Source organism: Burkholderia sp. MSMB1078WGS (assembly GCF_001528895.1).
GTDB lineage: Bacteria > Pseudomonadota > Gammaproteobacteria > Burkholderiales > Burkholderiaceae > Burkholderia.
On sequence record NZ_LPDI01000071.1, the window covers coordinates 1 to 17056 of the forward strand.

Here is a 17056-nt window from a genome sequence, read left to right on the forward strand (position 1 = left end):
CTCGGTCAGCATCTACAACCCCGAGAACGTCGCGGCCTATACGGACGCGATCGCCGCCCTCTATCGCGACGCGTGACGCGCCGCCCTTTCCGGACTCCGACATTAACGCGCACCAGCACCTCACCCGCGCCAAATGACTGATTGGCCGCGCCGTTCGTGTAGACGCGCTTCAAGCAGGACCACTTCGCGGCGCAGATGCAGCAGGCACGCCGGTCGGTCAGTGCGGTCAAGCGAATCAGTCGAATCGATCTGGAGCGGTATTCGACGTATCGCGATCTTGCCTGTATGCGTACCGAGAGCGTGCCCAGCGCGTTGACGCCGAGCGCGTGGCGTTGCGTAGCCGAGTACACGAGCTATTCGTCGAGAGCCGAAGCTCTGTTGGCAGCCGCAGCATCATGGGCAAATCGGACAGCGCGGGCATGTTGACAGCCCAACCGGTTCTGTTGGCAGAATGACTTAACATAATGCTGTTTATCGCTTTATTGGGGTCCGAGTTAAAATTTACAGTCCGGACTAGGCAGGCATGTCGGTTTCCGGCTATGCCGAAATAATACAAATAAGCCTTCAATCGCAACGGCTTTCCAGTGCCGGTAATTGTGCAGCAGCCCATTACACAATTATCGTGGTGGCACGACATGCTTGACGACACCTCACACCCGCCTTGGTGCGAGCATAGAGATCGAAACGGTTGCCCATGCGGGCGCCAGCGACGTTCGCCAACTTCTAACGCCACCGTAGTCGGATCTCCTTGGCGAAAGCGTCACGGCCCCACTTCAGGCCGATTGGTGATCCGCTTGTCAATGACCGAATCGCTGTTGAATTGATGCTAAAATTGATGCGGAAAAGCATCAAAGGAGCCATCATGCGTACCACCGTCACCGTCGACGACGCTCTCTATGCGCGCGCACTCGAACTCGCCGAACCTGGCATGCCGCCGGCCGACCTATTCCGGACGGCACTTGAAACCTTCGTGCGCGTCCAGGCCGGTCAACGCCTGGCCGCCCTGGGCGGTCGCGCGCCCGACATGGCAGATGTCCCGCGCCGCGCTCCCGAGGTAATCGTCCGATGAGTGTGTTGGTCGACACGTCCGTGTGGGCCGAGCATTTCCGGCGGCCACTACCAGTGCTTATCCAACTTCTGAGCGTCGATAACGTCCTTACACATCCACTGGTGATACTTGAGCTCACGTGCGGGACGCCGCCCGAACCGCGGGCACGAACGCTGGGAGATCTCGCGTTATTGCGCCAAACGCGCCGCGCGACGCCAGGCGAAGTAGCGGACTGGATCGAGCGGGAACGGCTGTATGGGCGCGGATGCGGTGCCGTGGATTGCACGCTGCTTGCATCGGTGCTGTTGACCCCGAACACCCGACTCTGGACGCGCGATCGGCGGCTCGCGCAACTGGCAGAGCAATTCGGGGTTCACTACGTACCGCCTGACCTGCATTGAGCGAAGCAGTTGCCGACTTCTTTGCGCGGTCTGTCGCCGTGCCTAGGCGCGGTCCCGCTTCGCTCCTCGCGATTAGGTCGCCCGCTTCTGGGCGGGCCGCCCATCCGTGCGGCAAGTGCCAGAAAAACCAGATCAGACTGCAGGCCTACCGATTCGTTGCACGTCCGCAGTGCGTGGCGTTGATAGATCACGGCCCGTTACCAATCCAGAATGCCTTTTAGCGCCTGCTCCATCTCTTTCTGCTTTGGGGACATAGTGTGGTGGCGCCCCATCCCGGACGCTGCGTTAAGTTTCGCATGCGTCGAGTTGGTCGCGCGGCGGGCTGAATCGAACTGAACCGCTATTAAAGCAGGGGCAGTTGGCGTGGATCTCGTGTGGATACCGAGACGAGGTCGACATCCTTCCCGACACGTTGCATCCAGGCAATGACGGGGACGCGCACCCCATCAACGATTAAGTCGAAGACAAACGCTTCGAACATCTCCGCATATCCTCGCCATCGCCGAGAAGGTATGCATATTGCACCGTGGCCTCATCTTTCCCAGCCAACACAGGAGAACCGATGAGCGATCCCACCGCAAATTCCGGGACGACTGCGAAAGCGGTGCCGTCCCCACGAGACCCCCATCTGCGCGCGCTGGCGAACTGCATCCGCTTCCTCGCCATGGATGCAGTCCAGAAAGCCGACAGCGGTCATCCCGGTGCGCCAATGGGGTTGGCTGACGTCGCGACGGTCCTGTTCAAGGAGTTCATGCAATTCGATGCATCGGACCCTCACTGGATCGACCGAGACCGGTTTGTGCTTTCCAACGGACACGCGTCGATGCTCCTCTACAGCCTTCTCTATCTGACGGGCTATTCGGACATGACCATCGACGAGCTGAAGCGGTTCCGGCAAGTCGGCAGCAAGACACCCGGTCATCCGGAGTACTCGCACGCCGAGGGAATCGAACTGACTACCGGCCCCCTCGGACAAGGCATTGCGGACTCCGTCGGCATGGCGTTGGCCGAGCGCGTCATGAATGCGCACTTCGGCGACGATCTCGTCGATCACTACACGTATGTATTTCTCGGTGACGGTTGCCTGATGGAAGGCATCAGCCACGAGGCCATTTCGTTGGCTGGCCACCTCCGGTTGGGCCGACTGATCGCGTTCTGGGACAACAATTCGATTTCGATCGACGGCGCCACCAAACTCGCGGTCTCGGACAACGAGATCGAGCGCTTTCACGCAGCTGGATGGCACGTCCTGGAAATCGACGGCCACGACACGGATGCGATACGGAGCGCCATCGAGACCGCCCGGACAACGCATGATCGACCGACCTTGATCGCATGCAGGACGATCATCGGATTCGGCTTTCCGACGAAGGCTGGAACCGAGAAAGCCCATAGCGATGCCCCGGGCGAAGATGAAATCTCGGGCGCACGCCAGGCGCTCGATTGGCATTCGCCGCCGTTTGAAATCCCGGATGACCTGCTGCAAGCATGGCGGGAGATCGGCGCGCGTGGCCGCAAGACGAGGCTCGCGTGGGAGGAGCGCGTCCGCCAGGCGCCGCATGCGCTGCGTACCGAATTCGACCGGCGCAATGCCGGAAAGCTTCCGGATAACTGGAAGGCGGCGATTGCGGCGGCACGGCAGGCGTTTATTGCCGGTGGCAGTGCAATGGCCACCCGCAAGGCCAGCGGTGCGGTGCTCGACTATCTCGTCGACGCGATTCCGGAATTGCTGGGCGGCTCGGCCGACCTTACGCAGTCCAACAATACGAAAACGAAGAATCAAGTCGCGATCGAGCCCGGCCGGTTCAACGGTTCGTACCTTCATTACGGCGTCCGCGAACACGGCATGGCCGCCGCCATGAACGGCATTGCCCTTCATGGCGGCCTGATTCCGTACGGCGGCACCTTCCTTTGTTTTTCGGACTACTGTCGACCGGCAATCCGGTTGAGCGCGATGATGCGGGTGCGGTCCATCTTCGTGATGACGCACGATTCCATCGGCCTCGGAGAAGATGGCCCGACTCATCAACCCGTCGAACACCTTGCCGCCCTTCGGGCCATTCCCCAACTCGCGGTCTATCGGCCAGCCGACCCAGTCGAAACGGCAGAGTGCTGGGAACTGATTCTCGAACACCCCCGCCGGGCTGCCCTCCTCGCATTGTCACGACAGCCGGTCCCGCTCCTGCGCAACGAGCCTGGAAACGAAAACAAGTCGGCACGCGGTGCCTATATTTTGCGGGAGGCCGATGGCGGGCCGCGCCAACTCACGTTGCTCGCGACAGGTTCGGAGGTCGACCTCGCCGTCCAGGCACGCGACGTCCTGCAGCACGAAGGCGTGCCGACGGCCGTCGTATCGATGCCGTGCCGCCTGCTGTTCGAGGAGCAGCCACGCGATTACCAACGGGCCGTGCTGGGCGCTTCTCCCGCGAGGGTCGCGGTCGAGGCGGCGGTCGAACTGGGATGGGAGCGGTACATCGGTCCGGAAGGCCGGTTCGTCGGCATGCACAGCTTCGGCGAGTCCGGGAAAATCAAGGACGTGTACGACAAGTTCGACATTACGGTCGATGCGGTTGTTCGCGCGGCGCGTCAGGTGTTATCCGAAGTGTGACATTGCTGCGATCCGCTCGAGATGCGATGACCTCGCAGGGTTCGTGGATGTGCCTGGAGAAGTGGGCGCGGTCGATTTTCGATGGATTCTCGCGTAGCGTTAGAATAGCGCCCCTTCTCATGGGAGACGACAATGTCCTGGTTCGTTTACGAAGTGCCTGAATATCACGAAGACGCTGCGCGCATCGAGCCCTTCAGCGACCTGCGCAGCCGTGTGCTGCAAGTCAGTGGCGTGGCCATGGCCGACGAGTTGGAAAGCGTTCGCGAGAATGCCGCGGCGACGGCGGACACCCCCGATCGTCCCCTGCGTACGCCGGAAAATCCGCATGTCTTTCCGATTCCTTACGCCGACTCCATGATCCTCGTCGGGTTCATCTTCGATTTGAAACGCGAATTCCGGCAACTGGTCGTGTCACCCGTGGAAATGCCCTGGCTGAAAGACGCGTAAAGCGTTGCGTCGGCGGGATTTCATACTCGGCGGCCTATTCGTTGCTCGTCGCGACGATGCTGTCCCGTTCGGCAACGCGCGCAGGCCCGCCGCGCGCCGTTCGTACGCTAGAAACGATGCCGCAGCCCCGCCAGCACCGCGATCTGACTGCTACGCCCCACCCCCGCCGGTCCGAAGAAGTTGATCGCGACAGTGCTCGCATCGCCGGCTCGCCGCTGATAGACCATCGACATGTGCAGATCCGTGCGCTTCGACAGCAGGTAGGTGACGCCCGCATCCACTTGATGCCATTTCGGTCGGTCGCCGGTCGCGAACGACGTCGCGCCGCTACCGGCATACCCGTGGCCATCCGTGAAGATGTAGCCGACCCCGCCGATCAGCACCGGTGTGAAGTTGTAGCGCCCGTTGATCTCGTAGTTGTCGATGCGCAGGCTGTGGCCGCCGCGATAAACGAGGCGCGTGTCGGTGACGACCAGATTCACCGCTGCGGCGCCGAACGAATAGCCGGCGCCCAGCGCCGAGATTCGCTGATGCTCGACGAACCCCGCGTTGTAGAAGATGCTGGTCGAGCCACTGTACTCGTCGCCGATCGCGCCGTTCGGATTGTTCCCCGACGACGCAATACCTGCCGACGGATTGTTCAGTTGCAGGTAGCTCGCGACCACATGCAACGGTCCGCGCAGGTAATCGAGCCCGAAGCCGTACGCGCGGTTGTTGGCGAAGCCCTGCCCGGCGCCGCCGCCCGCCTGGTTGCTGAACGCATAGATCGCGCCCAGCTTCAGTCCCGCGAGCGGACTCGCCTCGTACTTGACGCTGTTGTTCAGGCGAAACGTCTGGAAGCTATCGTCGACGTCCCCGATGTGTGCGCCATAGATGCTGCCGAACTGAAGCCACGCCATCAGCGGTGCGACGTAGTCGAACGTGTAGTCATACTGACGGCCGAGCGTCAGCTTGCCGTACTGCTTGCTTGACAAGCCGACGTACGCCTGCCGCCCGAACAGCCGGCCGCCCTGCGAAGACGTGCCGTTCAATCCGCTGAAACCCGCTTCGAGCTGGAACACTGCGGAGAGGCCGCCGCCGAGATCCTCGCGTCCGAGGAAGCCCAGGCGGTCGCCGCTGCCCCAGCCGGTCGCCATCGACCAGCGCGACGCGCCCCGGGTCCTGATCGACGACGCGACCGTATTCGTCCAGGCGATGCCCGTGTCGATGATGCCGTACAGCGTGACCGAGCTTTGCGCATGGACCGCGAACGGCGCCGCGAGGGCGCAAGCCGCCGCAGCAGTGCAGACTGCTGTTTTCATCGTGCTTCTCCGGTTTCGATGGAGTGAGGTGATGCGGATCGAAGGCGGCGGGAGCGAGCGTCGGGCGCGAACGCGCCGCATGTATCGCTCCGGCGACCGTGCGCGGCACGGCGCCCCCGGCCTCCCCCGCCGCTGCCGCTATTCCTAGCGTTCCGCCGCAGGCAGCGAAGGCTCGGCGCCCGCGGGATCGCACGCCGCGAGCCCGTCGTCGTGCGTATCGACCGGCCGATACATGCGACCGAGCATGAACATCAGCGCCGCGACGGTGACGACCGGCAGCGCCGCGACCTGGAACAGCTCGCGCACCGGCACATGCGCGGCGAGCAGCATCCCGCCGATCATCGGGCCCGAGATCGAGCCGATCTTGGCCACGCCGATCGCGGTGCCGGTGCCTTTCGAGCGGAAGCTGGTCGGATAGACGATCGACGCGACGGCATTGAGGCCGGCCTGAGTGCCGGCGACGCAAAAGCCGACGCCGAACACGGCGGCCGTCAGCCACGCCGTATCGAGGTTCATGCCGAGCGCGGCGACGAGCGGAAAACCGACGAGCGGCAGGCAGGTGACGAGCCGCACGCCATGGCGGTCGATGAAGCGCATCAGTACGAGGCCGCCGAGCGTGCCGCCGACCGAGAACAGCGTGGTCATCAGCGCGGCGCGATGGGCGGCAACGCCGGTCGCCTCGATCAGCACCGGCAGCCAGTTTTGCAGGAAGAACAGCGCCATCGAATTCGCGATGTACGCGAGCCACAACGCGGTGGTCACGTAGCGCAAGCGGCCGGCGAACAGCATGCGCGGAGAGAACTTCGCGACGCGGCGCTCGTCGGTCACGACGAAGCGCGCATCCGGCGGCAATGCGAGTTCGGGCCGCATGCGTGCGGCGGTCGCGGCAATACGGTCGCGCGGCCAGCCGTTGAGCACCTGATAGCGCAGCGACTCCGGCATCACGAACGACAGCGCGGCAGCCACCGCGAGCGGCGCGAGCCCGCCGACCACGAATACCGCGGGCCAGCCGAAGTGCGGCACGAGCCACACGGCGACGCCGCCGCCGAAGCCCGCCCCGAGCGTATAACCGGTGAACATCAGCGTGACCCAGGTGGCTCGCAGTCGCTTCGGCGCGAATTCCGATACGAGCACGAACGCGTTCGGCACCGCGCCGCCGATGCCGATGCCGATGCCCGCAGCGAAGCGCAGCCACAGCAGGTGGTCGACACTCGATGCCCATGCGGTCGCGAGCGTGACGAGCCCGTACCAGCACGCACCGAACAGGATCGCGCGCTTGCGTCCGATCCGGTCGCCGATATAGCCGAACAGGATCGAGCCGATCATGATGCCGAAGACGTTGGCGCCGAACACCGGCCCGAGCACGCTGCGCTCGATGTGCCACGCGCGAATCAGCGAAGGCGCTGCGAACGCCAGCGCACTGAGCTCGTAGCCGTCGGTCAGCATCACGAGCCACGTCGACGCGATCAGCACGAACGCGAAGCGGCCGATCCGTTGTTCGTCGATCAGGCGCGACACGTCCACCGTGCGCGCATCGGGCAGGGTTTGAATCATCGTCTCCTCCTCAGGTACCGCGTCGGCGCGCCGGCAGATCCGGCGCGTCGCGCGTTCCGTCATTGCGTCTCTGGCCGGCGCGGCAGTGGGTGCTGGTCGCGAGCGCGCGTTGCGGAGCGCCCGATGCACCTCTTTGGTATTGCCGCGCCGCCGGCTAGTCGTGCGTCAGTTCTTCAGATGGGGTGGATCGATTCGATCGACGTTGTCGGCGAGTCGCTCGCGCAGCATGCCGCGATCGATGTCGTGGACACTGCCGCCATCCGCGAGGTCGAACGCGTGTGCCGCGGCCGCACCCATCGCGATGCACGGTCCCATCACCCGCACACTCGACAGCGCGGTCGCGTCCGCGTCGATGCAGCGGCCGACCGCGATCAGGTTGTCCGCATCCTTCACGACGAGGCTGCCGAACGGCACGGTATGCAGATGGTCGTCGCCGAACGGCTTCCATTCGTAGCCTTCGGCGCGATCGTGCAATTCGATCGGCCAGGAGGTGCGTGCGACCGCGTCCGGAAACTGCGTGGCGGCGATCACGTCCGCCGAGTTCAACTGCTGGGCGCCGACGATCCAGCGCGTCTGCCGGATGCCGGGCAGCCCGTAGCTGCGGATGTGCGCGTTGCGATAGATGTGCGGATACTCGGCGCGCAGAAACTCGAATGCGCGGTCCGCCTGATCGCGGCCGACGAGTGCGGTGCGCGACGCCGCCATCGGTTCGAGGGGCGTCTCGATGTGCGTCATGTTCGCAATGCCGATGTTGCGGCCACGGAAATAGAACACGAGCCCGTCCTTGCGCCCCAGCCCATACGCGTGCGCCTTTTCCTCGACGCGCTCGCGAAACGCGGTCGGCGTCGGCAGATCGGTCTCGTCGAGGTTCTCGAGCACGATCATCTGCGTACCGCGAATCGGCGTTTCCGGCTCCTGGCAGTCGAACCCGGCCAGCCACGTGAGCGCGGCATCGCCGCTCGCGTCGACGAAGCCGTCGGCCGCGATGCGCACGTCGCCGTAGCGCGTCGCGACGTCGAGCTCGCGCACCCGCCGCCCTTCGCGTACCACGTCGCGCAACACGGCGCCGAGCACGACGGTGATGCCTGCGTCGAGAATCCTCTGCTCGATCCAGCGCGCGAGCGCGACTTCGTCGTACAGCACGACGGTCGTCAGCGGCCCTTCCTTGTAGTGCAGCGCGCCCTTCTCGCCGAGATCGCGCAGGATGCCGTCCGCGATGCCGTGCGTCACCTGGAAGCGCTTCGGTCCGTTCGAGAACAGCCCGCAGAACGTGCCGATGATCGAGTTGACCGCCTGGCCGCCGAGCGCGGGCAGACTGTCGACCAGCACGACCTTGCGTCCCAGCGCGGCCGCTTCGAGCGCCGCCGAGGTGCCGGCGATGCCCGCGCCGACGATGCATACGTCGGCGTCAAGTTTCCAGCCCGTCGGTCGGCCGTCGCGGCGGACGATACGAGTACCCGTGTTCAAAACATGTTCTCCTTGAAAATCCATCGCGGTGGCGCGCGGGCGACGCCGCGCGCCGGAATCAGGCGCGGCCGCGCTTGAGCACTTCGACGACGCCACGCTCGGCATCGACGCGCACCCAGTCGCCCGTTTCGATCACGTCGAGCGGATCGATGTCGAAGTCGGTCAGCGACGGCGCGTGGGTCACCACCGCGCCGAGCGCGATCTTCGTGGTCATTTCGTTGAACAGCATCGCGGCCGGCGCGGTGCCGGCGATCCGCGCGATATGGAACTGGCTGGACCATCCCGACGAACCCTTCGCGCCGGGAAATACCAGCACCTTGTTCGCGAAGCTCTGGCCGCGCAGCTCGTGACGCGTCTCGATGATCGTGCCGGTGCGTGGGTCGATGCCGCCCCAGCCGGAGATACGGTCGCGCGTGACGAGCGCCTCGCCCTCGACACAGCCGCCGACCACCTTGCGTCCGCGCAGCACGACCGGCGTGCCGGCCTTGCCATTCATGCCGTGATGCGTGCTCATGCGCGCAGTCCTCCGTTCCAGCGGCCGCTCACCGCGGCCTCGATACAATCGGCCGTGGTGCCGAACCAGGCCTGCACGCCCATGATTGCCGGCAGGTAGTGCGCCTGCTTCGCCGAGTCAAGCGCGACGACGCGCGTGCCCTTGGGCATCACGCGGCCGATCGCCGAGCATGTGTCGGTCATCAGCACGCCGCCCGCGTCCTCGATCAGCTTCGTATAGCCGGCCTGGTCCGCCAACTGCCGGGTCGCGCGCGCGGTGAATATCCACAGTTCGGTATTCGCGCCGATACGGCGGCCTTCGAGCAACTGGCAGACCTCCCAGATCTGCTCGATCGAATAGTGCGGACAGCCGAGCATCACGAAGTCGACCTGAGCGTCTTTCGCGGTGGTGTTGACGCGCTCGTACGCGATGCGCCGCTCGGCCGCACCGTAGCGGATCGTCTCGACCGGCTTGCGGCCGCGAAACGCTTCGTCGCGCGTGCGCGCCTCCGGCGTCTGACCGACGATGTGGTACATCTCGACGCCGCCCGACGAGGCCGCGGCCGCGCCGAAGTGCTTGAGCTTCGGCAAGTTCGGCACGTCGCGCAGCCCGTCGATCACCGGAATGCGGTCCTGCACGAGTTCGCCGACGTAGTAGCCGAGCAGCCCCCAGTCCTGCACCGTGTTCACGTCGACGTCGAGTTCGATCAGATGCGTGCCGCCGCGGTTTTCGTCGAGGTGCAGGCCCCAGTACGGAATCTTGCCGGTCAGCATCGCGGCGCCGGTGCTCTCCCGCCCCTCGGCATTGGTGCGCGCGCCGAGCACCGCGTTGATGTAGATCACCGCGGACGACTCCATCCACGCGCAATGCTCGCCGCGCACCGGCACGTTGCCGGTCAGGTACGGCGCGCAGGTATTGAGCGGCTGAATGCCGAGCCGCCCCGTGAACGCCTCGCCCTGGCGGTACAGCTTCACGATCTCGCCGTCGACGCCCTGACGCTGCGCATGCTGAGGGTCCAGCCCCTGCTGCAGATGGCTACTGAACACCTTCGCCTTCGGCACCTCGACCACCTCGGGGCTATCGAGGTTGAATTCGGAAAACACCGCGTCGAGACCGCCGTGCTTGGCCGCGTAATCGCGCAGGAACGGCATCGTCGCGCCGACCGTGCCGCACACGTTGTTCGTGTCCACTAGGCGGGACGCGCCGAGCGCTTCGCCGTAGCGCACCAGCAGATCCATCGCACGCTGCACGGCCGCGCCGTCGCGGCCATCGAGCATCGCCCGTTCGTCGTCGTTCAACTGCATTTAGCATGCTCCCTGTACAGGTTCGAGTTGCTCCGCCGGTGGCGCCGCGTGCCGGTCGACGTCGACCGTCGTCGCGCGTCGCAGTTCGCGGCGCACCGACGGGTCGTGACGGCGGCCGCGGTGCAGCGTGCACCGGTTGTCCCAGATCACGAGGTCGCCGGGCTGCCAGCGATGCGAATACACGAAACGGCGTGCGGTCGCATGTTCGAGCAGATCCATCAGCAACACGCGGCCTTCGGCCAACGTGCGATCGACGACATGCGTCGCGTGCGCGCCGATGAACAGATGCCGGCGCCCCGATCCGGCGTGCTTGCGCACGAGCGGCCAGCGCACCGGCGGCAACGCGTTGCGCTGCTCGTCGGTGTAGTCGGTATCGCCGAGCAGGAAGCGCGAGTGCAGCGCGTAGTGTTCCGCTTCGAGCCCGTCGAGTTCGCGTTGCGTGCGAGGTTCGAGCGCATCCCACGCGGCGCGCATGTCCGCGTACTCGGTCTCGCCGCCCCACTCCGGCACGACGACCGCATGCAGCATCGAATAGCGCGCCGCCGGTTGCTGAAACGAACTGTCGCTGTGCCACAGCTGGTTCGCGAGATTCCCGACGATGCGCCGGTGCGCGCGGTCCGCGATCCGTCCGGACTCGTCCACGTTCGAGATGTCCGCGAGTTCCGGGTATGCGAGCCGCGCATGCGGACGCGCCACGCGCTTGAAACCGAAATCGAGCGGCCCGAGCGCACGCGCGAACGCGAGCTGCTGGTCCTGCGTGAGCGGCTGACCGCGGAACACCAGCACCGCGTAGCGGTTCATCGCGGCGTCGATCGCGCACGCGAGCGATTCGGAAACGGGCGCCGTCAGATCGATGCCGTTCGCGAGGCCGACGAAATCCGGACGCGCGGCATCAATGGGAACGACTTCAAGCGACATGGGCAGCTCCTGTCTGAGAATTGTCCGGTGCTGCATCGTCGCGACGACGATGCAGGCGGCCGAGCGCGAACGCGAGCAGCGCGACGCATGCGACCGGTACCGCGCCGAGGAAGAACATCCGCTCGACCGGCAGATGCGCGGACATCAGCATCCCGCCGATCACCGGCCCGGCGATCGCGCCGATCTTCTGGATGCCGACCGCCGCGCCCGTGCCTTTGGCGCGCAGCGCGGTCGGATAGACGAGCGCCGCGACCGCGTTCAGGCCAAACTGCGTGCCGACCACCGTGAAGCCGGTCATGAACACCGCCGCGACCAGCATCGGGGCGGGCAGTCCGGTGCCGAGCAACGCGACGAGCGGCGTACCGACGAGCGGCAGCACGGTGATGATGATGGCGCCGCGCGTGTCGACGAAGCGCATCAGTGCGAGCCCGCCGAGCGTGCCGCCAAGCTGGAACATCGTCGAGACGAGCGCCGCGTCGCGCGGCGCGAGACCCACGCTTTCGATCAGCGCCGGCAGCCAGCTACTGAGAAAGAACAGCGCCATCGAGTTCGCGATGTAGACGGCCCACAGCACCGGCGTCAGCGCGCGCAGCCGGCCTGCGAACAGCAGCCGCAGCGAGCCGTCGCGGCGGCGCTCGTGTGCGTGAGCCTGCGACGCGCTGCCGATCACGAAGCGGGCACGCGGCGCGACGACGACACCCGGCGCGATCCGCGCGACGATTCGCGCGACTTCGGCGTGACGGCCCTTGAGCGTCAGGAAGCGGATCGACTCCGGCACCGCCCACCACAACATCGCGCTCGACACGAGCGGCGCGATGCCGCCGATCACGAAAACGACCTGCCAGCCGAACTTCGGGACGAGCCACGCCGACACGAGACCGCCCGCGCTGCTGCCGATCGTATAGCCGGAATACATCAGCGTGACCCACGTCGCGCGCCAGCGTTTCGGCGCGAACTCCGTCGTGTACGCGATCGCGTTCGGCACCACGCCGCCGATGCCGATGCCCGCCAGAAATCGCAGCACCAGCAGCTGTTCGAGGCCGGTTGCGCGCGACGCGGCGAGCGTGAAGCCCGCGAGCACGACGCTGCCGATCACGATCATGCGTTTGCGGCCGATCACGTCGCCAAGATAGCCGAGCACGAACGCGCCGATCATCGTGCCGAACACGAATGCGCCGAACACCGGGCCGAGCACGCCGTGTTCGAGGTGCCACGCGCGGCTGAGCGCCGGGGCCGCGAACGCCATCGCGGCGAGGTCGTAGCCCTCGGTCATCATCATCACGCCCATCGCGACGATCAGCAGCACGCCGAAGCGGGTGGTCTGCTGCCGCTCGATCACCGTGCCGATGTCGATTGCGGTTTCGTCGCTCATCTCAACGCTCCCGGGCCGGCCGGTCAGCGCCGAGCACCGCGCCTTGCGGCATCGTGCCGACCGTCGCGCGGTAGATCTTCAGCCAACCGGTATCGTTGACCGGCGCGGGTCGCTGCCACGCGGCGCGGCGGCGCGCCAGTTCGGCTTCGTCGACCTTCAGATCGCAGACGCGCCGGTCCAGATCGATTTCGATCGTGTCGCCGTCCTCGACGAACGCGAGCGGGCCGCCGGTCGCGGCTTCCGGGGCCACTTCCGCGACCACCAGCCCCTTGCAGACGAGCCCCGACAGATGCCCGTCGGTGAGCATCGCGACCTGCTCGGACAAGCCCGCGCCGTCGATCGCGAACACCACGCGCGACGCCCCGCCGCCCATCGCCGGGCCGCCGCACACGCCCGCGCCGCGCATCACGACGACCTTGCCCGGTTGCACGCGGCCGTCCTTGATCGCGGCGATCGCCTCGTCGGAGGTCGAGAAGCAGATCGCGTCGCCGGTGAACGCGCGCTGCTTGGTCGGCGAGATGCCGAATTTGACGATGCCGGCCTGCGGTGCGAGGTTGCCGCGCACCAGCACGATGGCCGGATGGTTCGCGAACGCGCGCTGCGGCTGACGGATCACGTCGTCGTCGGCGACGCGCGCATCGGCGAGGTTGTCCTTCACCGTGCGCCCGGTCACCGTCAGCGCACCGGTGTCGAGCCAGGCTTCGAGTCGCTTCATCACGCCGCGCCCGCCGCCCGCCGCTTCCAGTTGCTCGATCGTATGCGCACCGACCGGACGCACGCCGGTCAGCACCGGGATCTGCGCGGCGAATTCTTCGAACAGCGCGTACACGTCGACGTCGAGCCGGCCTTCGGCCGCGATCGCCTGCAAGTGCTTGACCGTATTGATCGAGCCGCCGACCGCAAGCACCGTCTTCACCGCATTCCCGAACGCACCGCGCGTGAGGATGTCGCGCGGCTTCAGGTCGTCGCGCACCATCTCCACGATGCGCGCGCCGGCTTCGCGCACGAACGCGAACATCCTGTCGCTGTTGGCGGCGACCGGTGTGCTGCCGGGCAACGACATGCCGAGCGCCTCGCTGACCATGTGCATCGAGTTTGCCGTGCCGAGGCCCGAACACACGCCGGGGCCGCGAATCGCGTTCTGGCTCATGCCGATCAGGTCCTCGACGGGCAGCTTGCCGGTCAGCGCATGCATCGCGCCGACGAACACGTCCTCGATGTCCACGTGCTCGCCGCGATATTCGCCGCTCGGCTGATAACCGCACGCGACGACGATGGTCGGGATATTCAGCCGCGCGGCGGCCATCAGCTGGCCCGGCACGGTCTTGTCGCACGACGCGAGGCACACCATGCCGTCGAGCTGTGCGCCCTCGACGGCCACTTCGATGTCGTTCGTGACGAGGTCGCGCGCGGCCAGCATGTAGGCGCCGCGCGCGCCCGCGCCGGTGATGAAGTCGCTCGGCGCCGCAGTGCGGATCTCGAACGGCAGCGCGCCCGCGGCGCGGATCGCCTGTTTCAGTTGCGCGGCGATGCCGTCGAGGTGGCTGAAGCAGGTGGCGAGTTCGGACGAGGAATTAACGATGGCGATTTTCGGCTTGTCGAGGTCTTCCTCGCTGATGCCGAGATTGCGCCACTGGGCGGCGCGCACCGCGCCGAGGTAGGAACCGCGCGGGAAATTGCTGCGCAACGGGCGTTGCGGCTTGCGTCCATCGGACATGGTGTCTCACTCCTTTGTTGTGGAAACGATGGTAGGAAGCCCGATAAAATCCGTCAATTATGTGAAATCGATAGGTATCATCCAAACCATGGATATTCGTCAGGTCGACCTGAATCTGCTGAAAGTGTTCGATGCGCTGCTGAAAAAGCGCCATGTGACGCAGGCGGGCGTCAGCATCGGGCTCAGCCAGCCGGCGATGAGCTACGCGTTGTCGAAGCTGCGCGAGCTGTTCGAGGACCCGCTGTTCGTGCGCACGGGCCGCGGCATGGAGCCGACGCCGCGCGCGCAGGCGCTTGGCGAGCCGGTGGCGCGGCTACTGGATCTGGTGCAGACCGAAATCCTGCCGATGCCCGAGTTTCGTCCCGCCGAGTCGTCGCGAAACTTCGTGCTGTGTATGTCGGACATCGGCGAAATGGTGTTCCTGCCCCGCCTCGAGCACTTTCTCGACAAGGCTGCGCCGCACGTGAGCATCAAGACGGTCGCGCTCGGCATGGCGGAGCTGGAGGAAGGGCTGGCGAGTGGCGACGTCGACCTCGCGATCGGTTACTTTCCGGGGTTGAACAGCGAATCGCTGAAGCGCAAGGCGCTGTACCGGCATTCGTACGTGTGTATCGCCCGCGACGGCCATTCGGAAATCGGGGACACGCTGTCGCTCGATCAGTACCGTGCCGCCGCGCACGTGATGGTGCACCCCGAAGGCCGCGAGCAGGACGTGCTGGCTCGCACGCACGAGCGCCTCGGGATTCGCGTCAACGTCCGCTTCAGTACGCCGCGTTTCATCGGCGTGCCGTTCGTCGTCGCCGGGTCGGACATGATTGCGGCGGTGCCTCAGGCCGTCGGGCGGCGCTTCGCGGAACTCGTGAACGTCAAACTGTTGCCGCTGCCCTTCCCGGCACCCACGTACGAGCTTTATCTGCACTGGCATCCGCGCTTTCATCACGAGCCGGCCAACCGCTGGATCCGCGACGCGATGAGCGAACTCGTCAAAGGGCCGATGCAGCACGAGCCGTTGCCGAATACGAAGCGCAGGCGTTCGACGGGGGCTCGCTAGCCCGTGCGGTCGCGAATGGCTAGCGAGGCCGGTCGCGAAGCAGCAGACGCGACCCGACTTCCACGATCGACGTAATCGCCGGCAGCAGTTCCCGGCCCAGCGACGTCAACTCGTATTCCACGGACGGCGGCGACGTCGGCAACACGCTTCGCCGGATCACGCCCCGCTCCTCGAGATCGCGCAGCCTGCCGGTCAGCACCTTCGCGGTGATGGTCGGGTTGTCGCGCCGCAACTCCGAAAACCGACGCGGGCCGTTGCTCAGGCACCAGATCAGTTCGGGCGTCCACAGGCCGCCGATCAACGCCATGCATTTCGACATCGGACAGCCGGGAAGCGGCTCCACCTTCTTTCGCATTCTCAAGCCCATCGTCGTCCCACCGAGGTTTCCATTTGGTTACTTGAAAATGATGGTAACCGATGGATAGGTGGTTTCCAACGGAAACCTTCATCCCTACACTTGGAACCTCACCTACCGATACACGGAGAGAACGAACATGTATGCAATAACGGGAGCATCCGGACAGCTCGGGCGCCTTGTGATCGACGCGTTGCTTGAAACCGTGCCGGCCAGCCGGATCGTCGCGGCGGTCAGGGATCCCGCGAAGGCGCGCGACCTCGAGGCGTGCGGCGTGGTGGTGCGCGAGGCCGACTACAAGCGGCCTGAAACGCTCGCCACCGCGTTCGTCGGTGTCGACAAGCTCCTGCTGATCTCGTCGACCGAAGTCGCCGGCCGCTTGCCGTTGCATCGCGCGGTGATCGATGCGGCCGGGCAGGCCGGCGTCTCGTTGCTCGCCTATACGAGCATGCTGCACGCCGACACTTCGCCTGCCCGGCTCGCGATCGAGCATCGGCAGACGGAAGAAGTCATTGCGGCGTCGGGCCTCCCCGCCGTCATCCTTCGCAATGGCTGGTACACCGAGAACCACATGATGGCCCTTCCAGCGGCGCTCGAGCACGGCGCGTTCATCGGGGCCGCCAAGGCGGGGCGCTTCTCTGCCGCCGCGCGGAAGGACTATGCCGAGGCGGCAGCCGTGGTACTGACGACGGACGGCCACGCAGGAAAGACGTATGAACTCGCGGCCGACGATGCGTTCACGCTGGCGCAGCTAGCCGCGGAGGTTTCGCGGCAGTCCGGCAAGACCGTCGTCTACAACGATCTTGCGCAGGACGCCTATGCGGACGCGCTGACGAGCGCCGGGTTGCCGCCCGAGCTTGCCGGCATCCTGGCCGATGCCGACGTGGCCGCCTCGCGCGGTGCGCTGTTCGACGACGGCGGCGCCCTCGCGCGACTGATCGGTCGACCCACGACGCCGTTGGCGAACGTCGTCGCGACTGCGTTGCGCGGTTAAAGCAGGCAAGCTCCGGGAAGGCGCGG

Annotated in this window: 15 protein-coding genes; 6 read left to right on the forward strand and 9 right to left on the reverse strand. The window is 65.8% G+C overall.

All coding sequences use genetic code 11. The annotated features are described in order from the left end of the window. Positions 1 to 862 precede the first annotated feature (862 nt). The 4 genes from WT24_RS17050 (at position 863) to WT24_RS17060 (ending at position 4504) form a co-directional block, all read left to right on the forward strand. A complete protein-coding gene (locus WT24_RS17050; RefSeq protein ID WP_059506299.1) occupies positions 863 to 1069 on the forward strand; it encodes a DUF2191 domain-containing protein in 207 nt (68 codons plus the stop codon). Beyond that, positions 1066 to 1449: a type II toxin-antitoxin system VapC family toxin gene (locus WT24_RS35820; RefSeq protein WP_082742207.1), complete on the forward strand. Its 384-nt coding sequence runs from the start codon at positions 1066 to 1068 to the stop codon at positions 1447 to 1449. Before WT24_RS17050 ends, WT24_RS35820 begins: the two co-directional genes overlap by 4 nt. Positions 1450 to 2011: 562 nt before the next feature. Continuing rightward, positions 2012 to 4057 carry a transketolase gene (gene tkt / locus WT24_RS17055; protein ID WP_060035087.1) on the forward strand — a complete coding sequence of 682 codons (2046 nt, stop codon included), beginning with the start codon at positions 2012 to 2014 and terminating at the stop codon, positions 4055 to 4057. Between the two features lie 132 nt (positions 4058 to 4189). Next, positions 4190 to 4504, forward strand: a complete 315-nt coding sequence (locus WT24_RS17060) for a hypothetical protein (protein WP_034209161.1) — start codon at positions 4190 to 4192, stop codon at positions 4502 to 4504. Positions 4505 to 4611: 107 nt separating this feature from the next. Here WT24_RS17060 and WT24_RS17065 read toward each other — a convergent pair whose 3' ends face one another. The 8 genes from WT24_RS17065 to WT24_RS17100 all read right to left on the reverse strand — a co-directional run bounded on the left by WT24_RS17065 (position 4612) and on the right by WT24_RS17100 (position 14630). Continuing rightward, complete coding sequence (locus tag WT24_RS17065) at positions 4612 to 5805, reverse strand: porin (RefSeq protein ID WP_060035089.1); 1194 nt, start codon at positions 5803 to 5805, stop codon at positions 4612 to 4614. Positions 5806 to 5949: 144 nt separating this feature from the next. Beyond that, complete coding sequence (locus tag WT24_RS17070; protein WP_060035243.1) at positions 5950 to 7359, reverse strand: MFS transporter; 1410 nt, start codon at positions 7357 to 7359, stop codon at positions 5950 to 5952. A 165-nt stretch (positions 7360 to 7524) separates the two neighbouring features. Further along, a complete protein-coding gene (locus WT24_RS17075) occupies positions 7525 to 8850 on the reverse strand; it encodes an FAD-dependent oxidoreductase (protein WP_060035091.1) in 1326 nt (441 codons plus the stop codon). A 34-nt stretch (positions 8851 to 8884) separates the two neighbouring features. Continuing rightward, entirely contained in the window at positions 8885 to 9340 is a 456-nt protein-coding gene (locus WT24_RS17080) for an aconitase X swivel domain-containing protein (protein WP_082742208.1), read from the reverse strand. Next, positions 9337 to 10623: an aconitase X catalytic domain-containing protein gene (locus WT24_RS17085; RefSeq protein ID WP_060035092.1), complete on the reverse strand. Its 1287-nt coding sequence runs from the start codon at positions 10621 to 10623 to the stop codon at positions 9337 to 9339. The genes WT24_RS17080 and WT24_RS17085 overlap by 4 nt, the downstream gene beginning before the upstream one ends. Beyond that, positions 10624 to 11541: a TauD/TfdA family dioxygenase gene (locus WT24_RS17090; protein WP_060035094.1), complete on the reverse strand. Its 918-nt coding sequence runs from the start codon at positions 11539 to 11541 to the stop codon at positions 10624 to 10626. Beyond that, positions 11531 to 12913 (reverse strand): MFS transporter, encoded by a 1383-nt coding sequence (locus WT24_RS17095; RefSeq protein ID WP_060035095.1) that lies wholly within the window; start codon positions 12911 to 12913, stop codon positions 11531 to 11533. Before WT24_RS17095 ends, WT24_RS17090 begins: the two co-directional genes overlap by 11 nt. Before the next feature lies 1 nt (position 12914). Next, complete coding sequence (locus tag WT24_RS17100; protein ID WP_060035097.1) at positions 12915 to 14630, reverse strand: dihydroxy-acid dehydratase; 1716 nt, start codon at positions 14628 to 14630, stop codon at positions 12915 to 12917. An 88-nt stretch (positions 14631 to 14718) separates the two neighbouring features. Between WT24_RS17100 and WT24_RS17105 the strand changes: the two genes are divergently transcribed. Beyond that, the gene (locus tag WT24_RS17105) at positions 14719 to 15681 is read left to right on the forward strand and encodes a LysR family transcriptional regulator (protein ID WP_060035098.1); all 963 of its coding nucleotides are present in this window, start codon (positions 14719 to 14721) and stop codon (positions 15679 to 15681) included. 19 nt (positions 15682 to 15700) lie between these two features. On the opposite strand, the gene WT24_RS17110 is transcribed toward WT24_RS17105, so the two are convergent. Then, positions 15701 to 15988, reverse strand: coding sequence for a helix-turn-helix domain-containing protein (locus WT24_RS17110; RefSeq protein WP_236872845.1), 288 nt, complete (start codon positions 15986 to 15988; stop codon positions 15701 to 15703). Positions 15989 to 16175: 187 nt separating this feature from the next. On the opposite strand from WT24_RS17110, the gene WT24_RS17115 reads away from it, so the two are divergent. Continuing rightward, positions 16176 to 17030, forward strand: coding sequence for an SDR family oxidoreductase (locus tag WT24_RS17115; protein WP_060035100.1), 855 nt, complete (start codon positions 16176 to 16178; stop codon positions 17028 to 17030). Positions 17031 to 17056 lie beyond the last annotated feature (26 nt).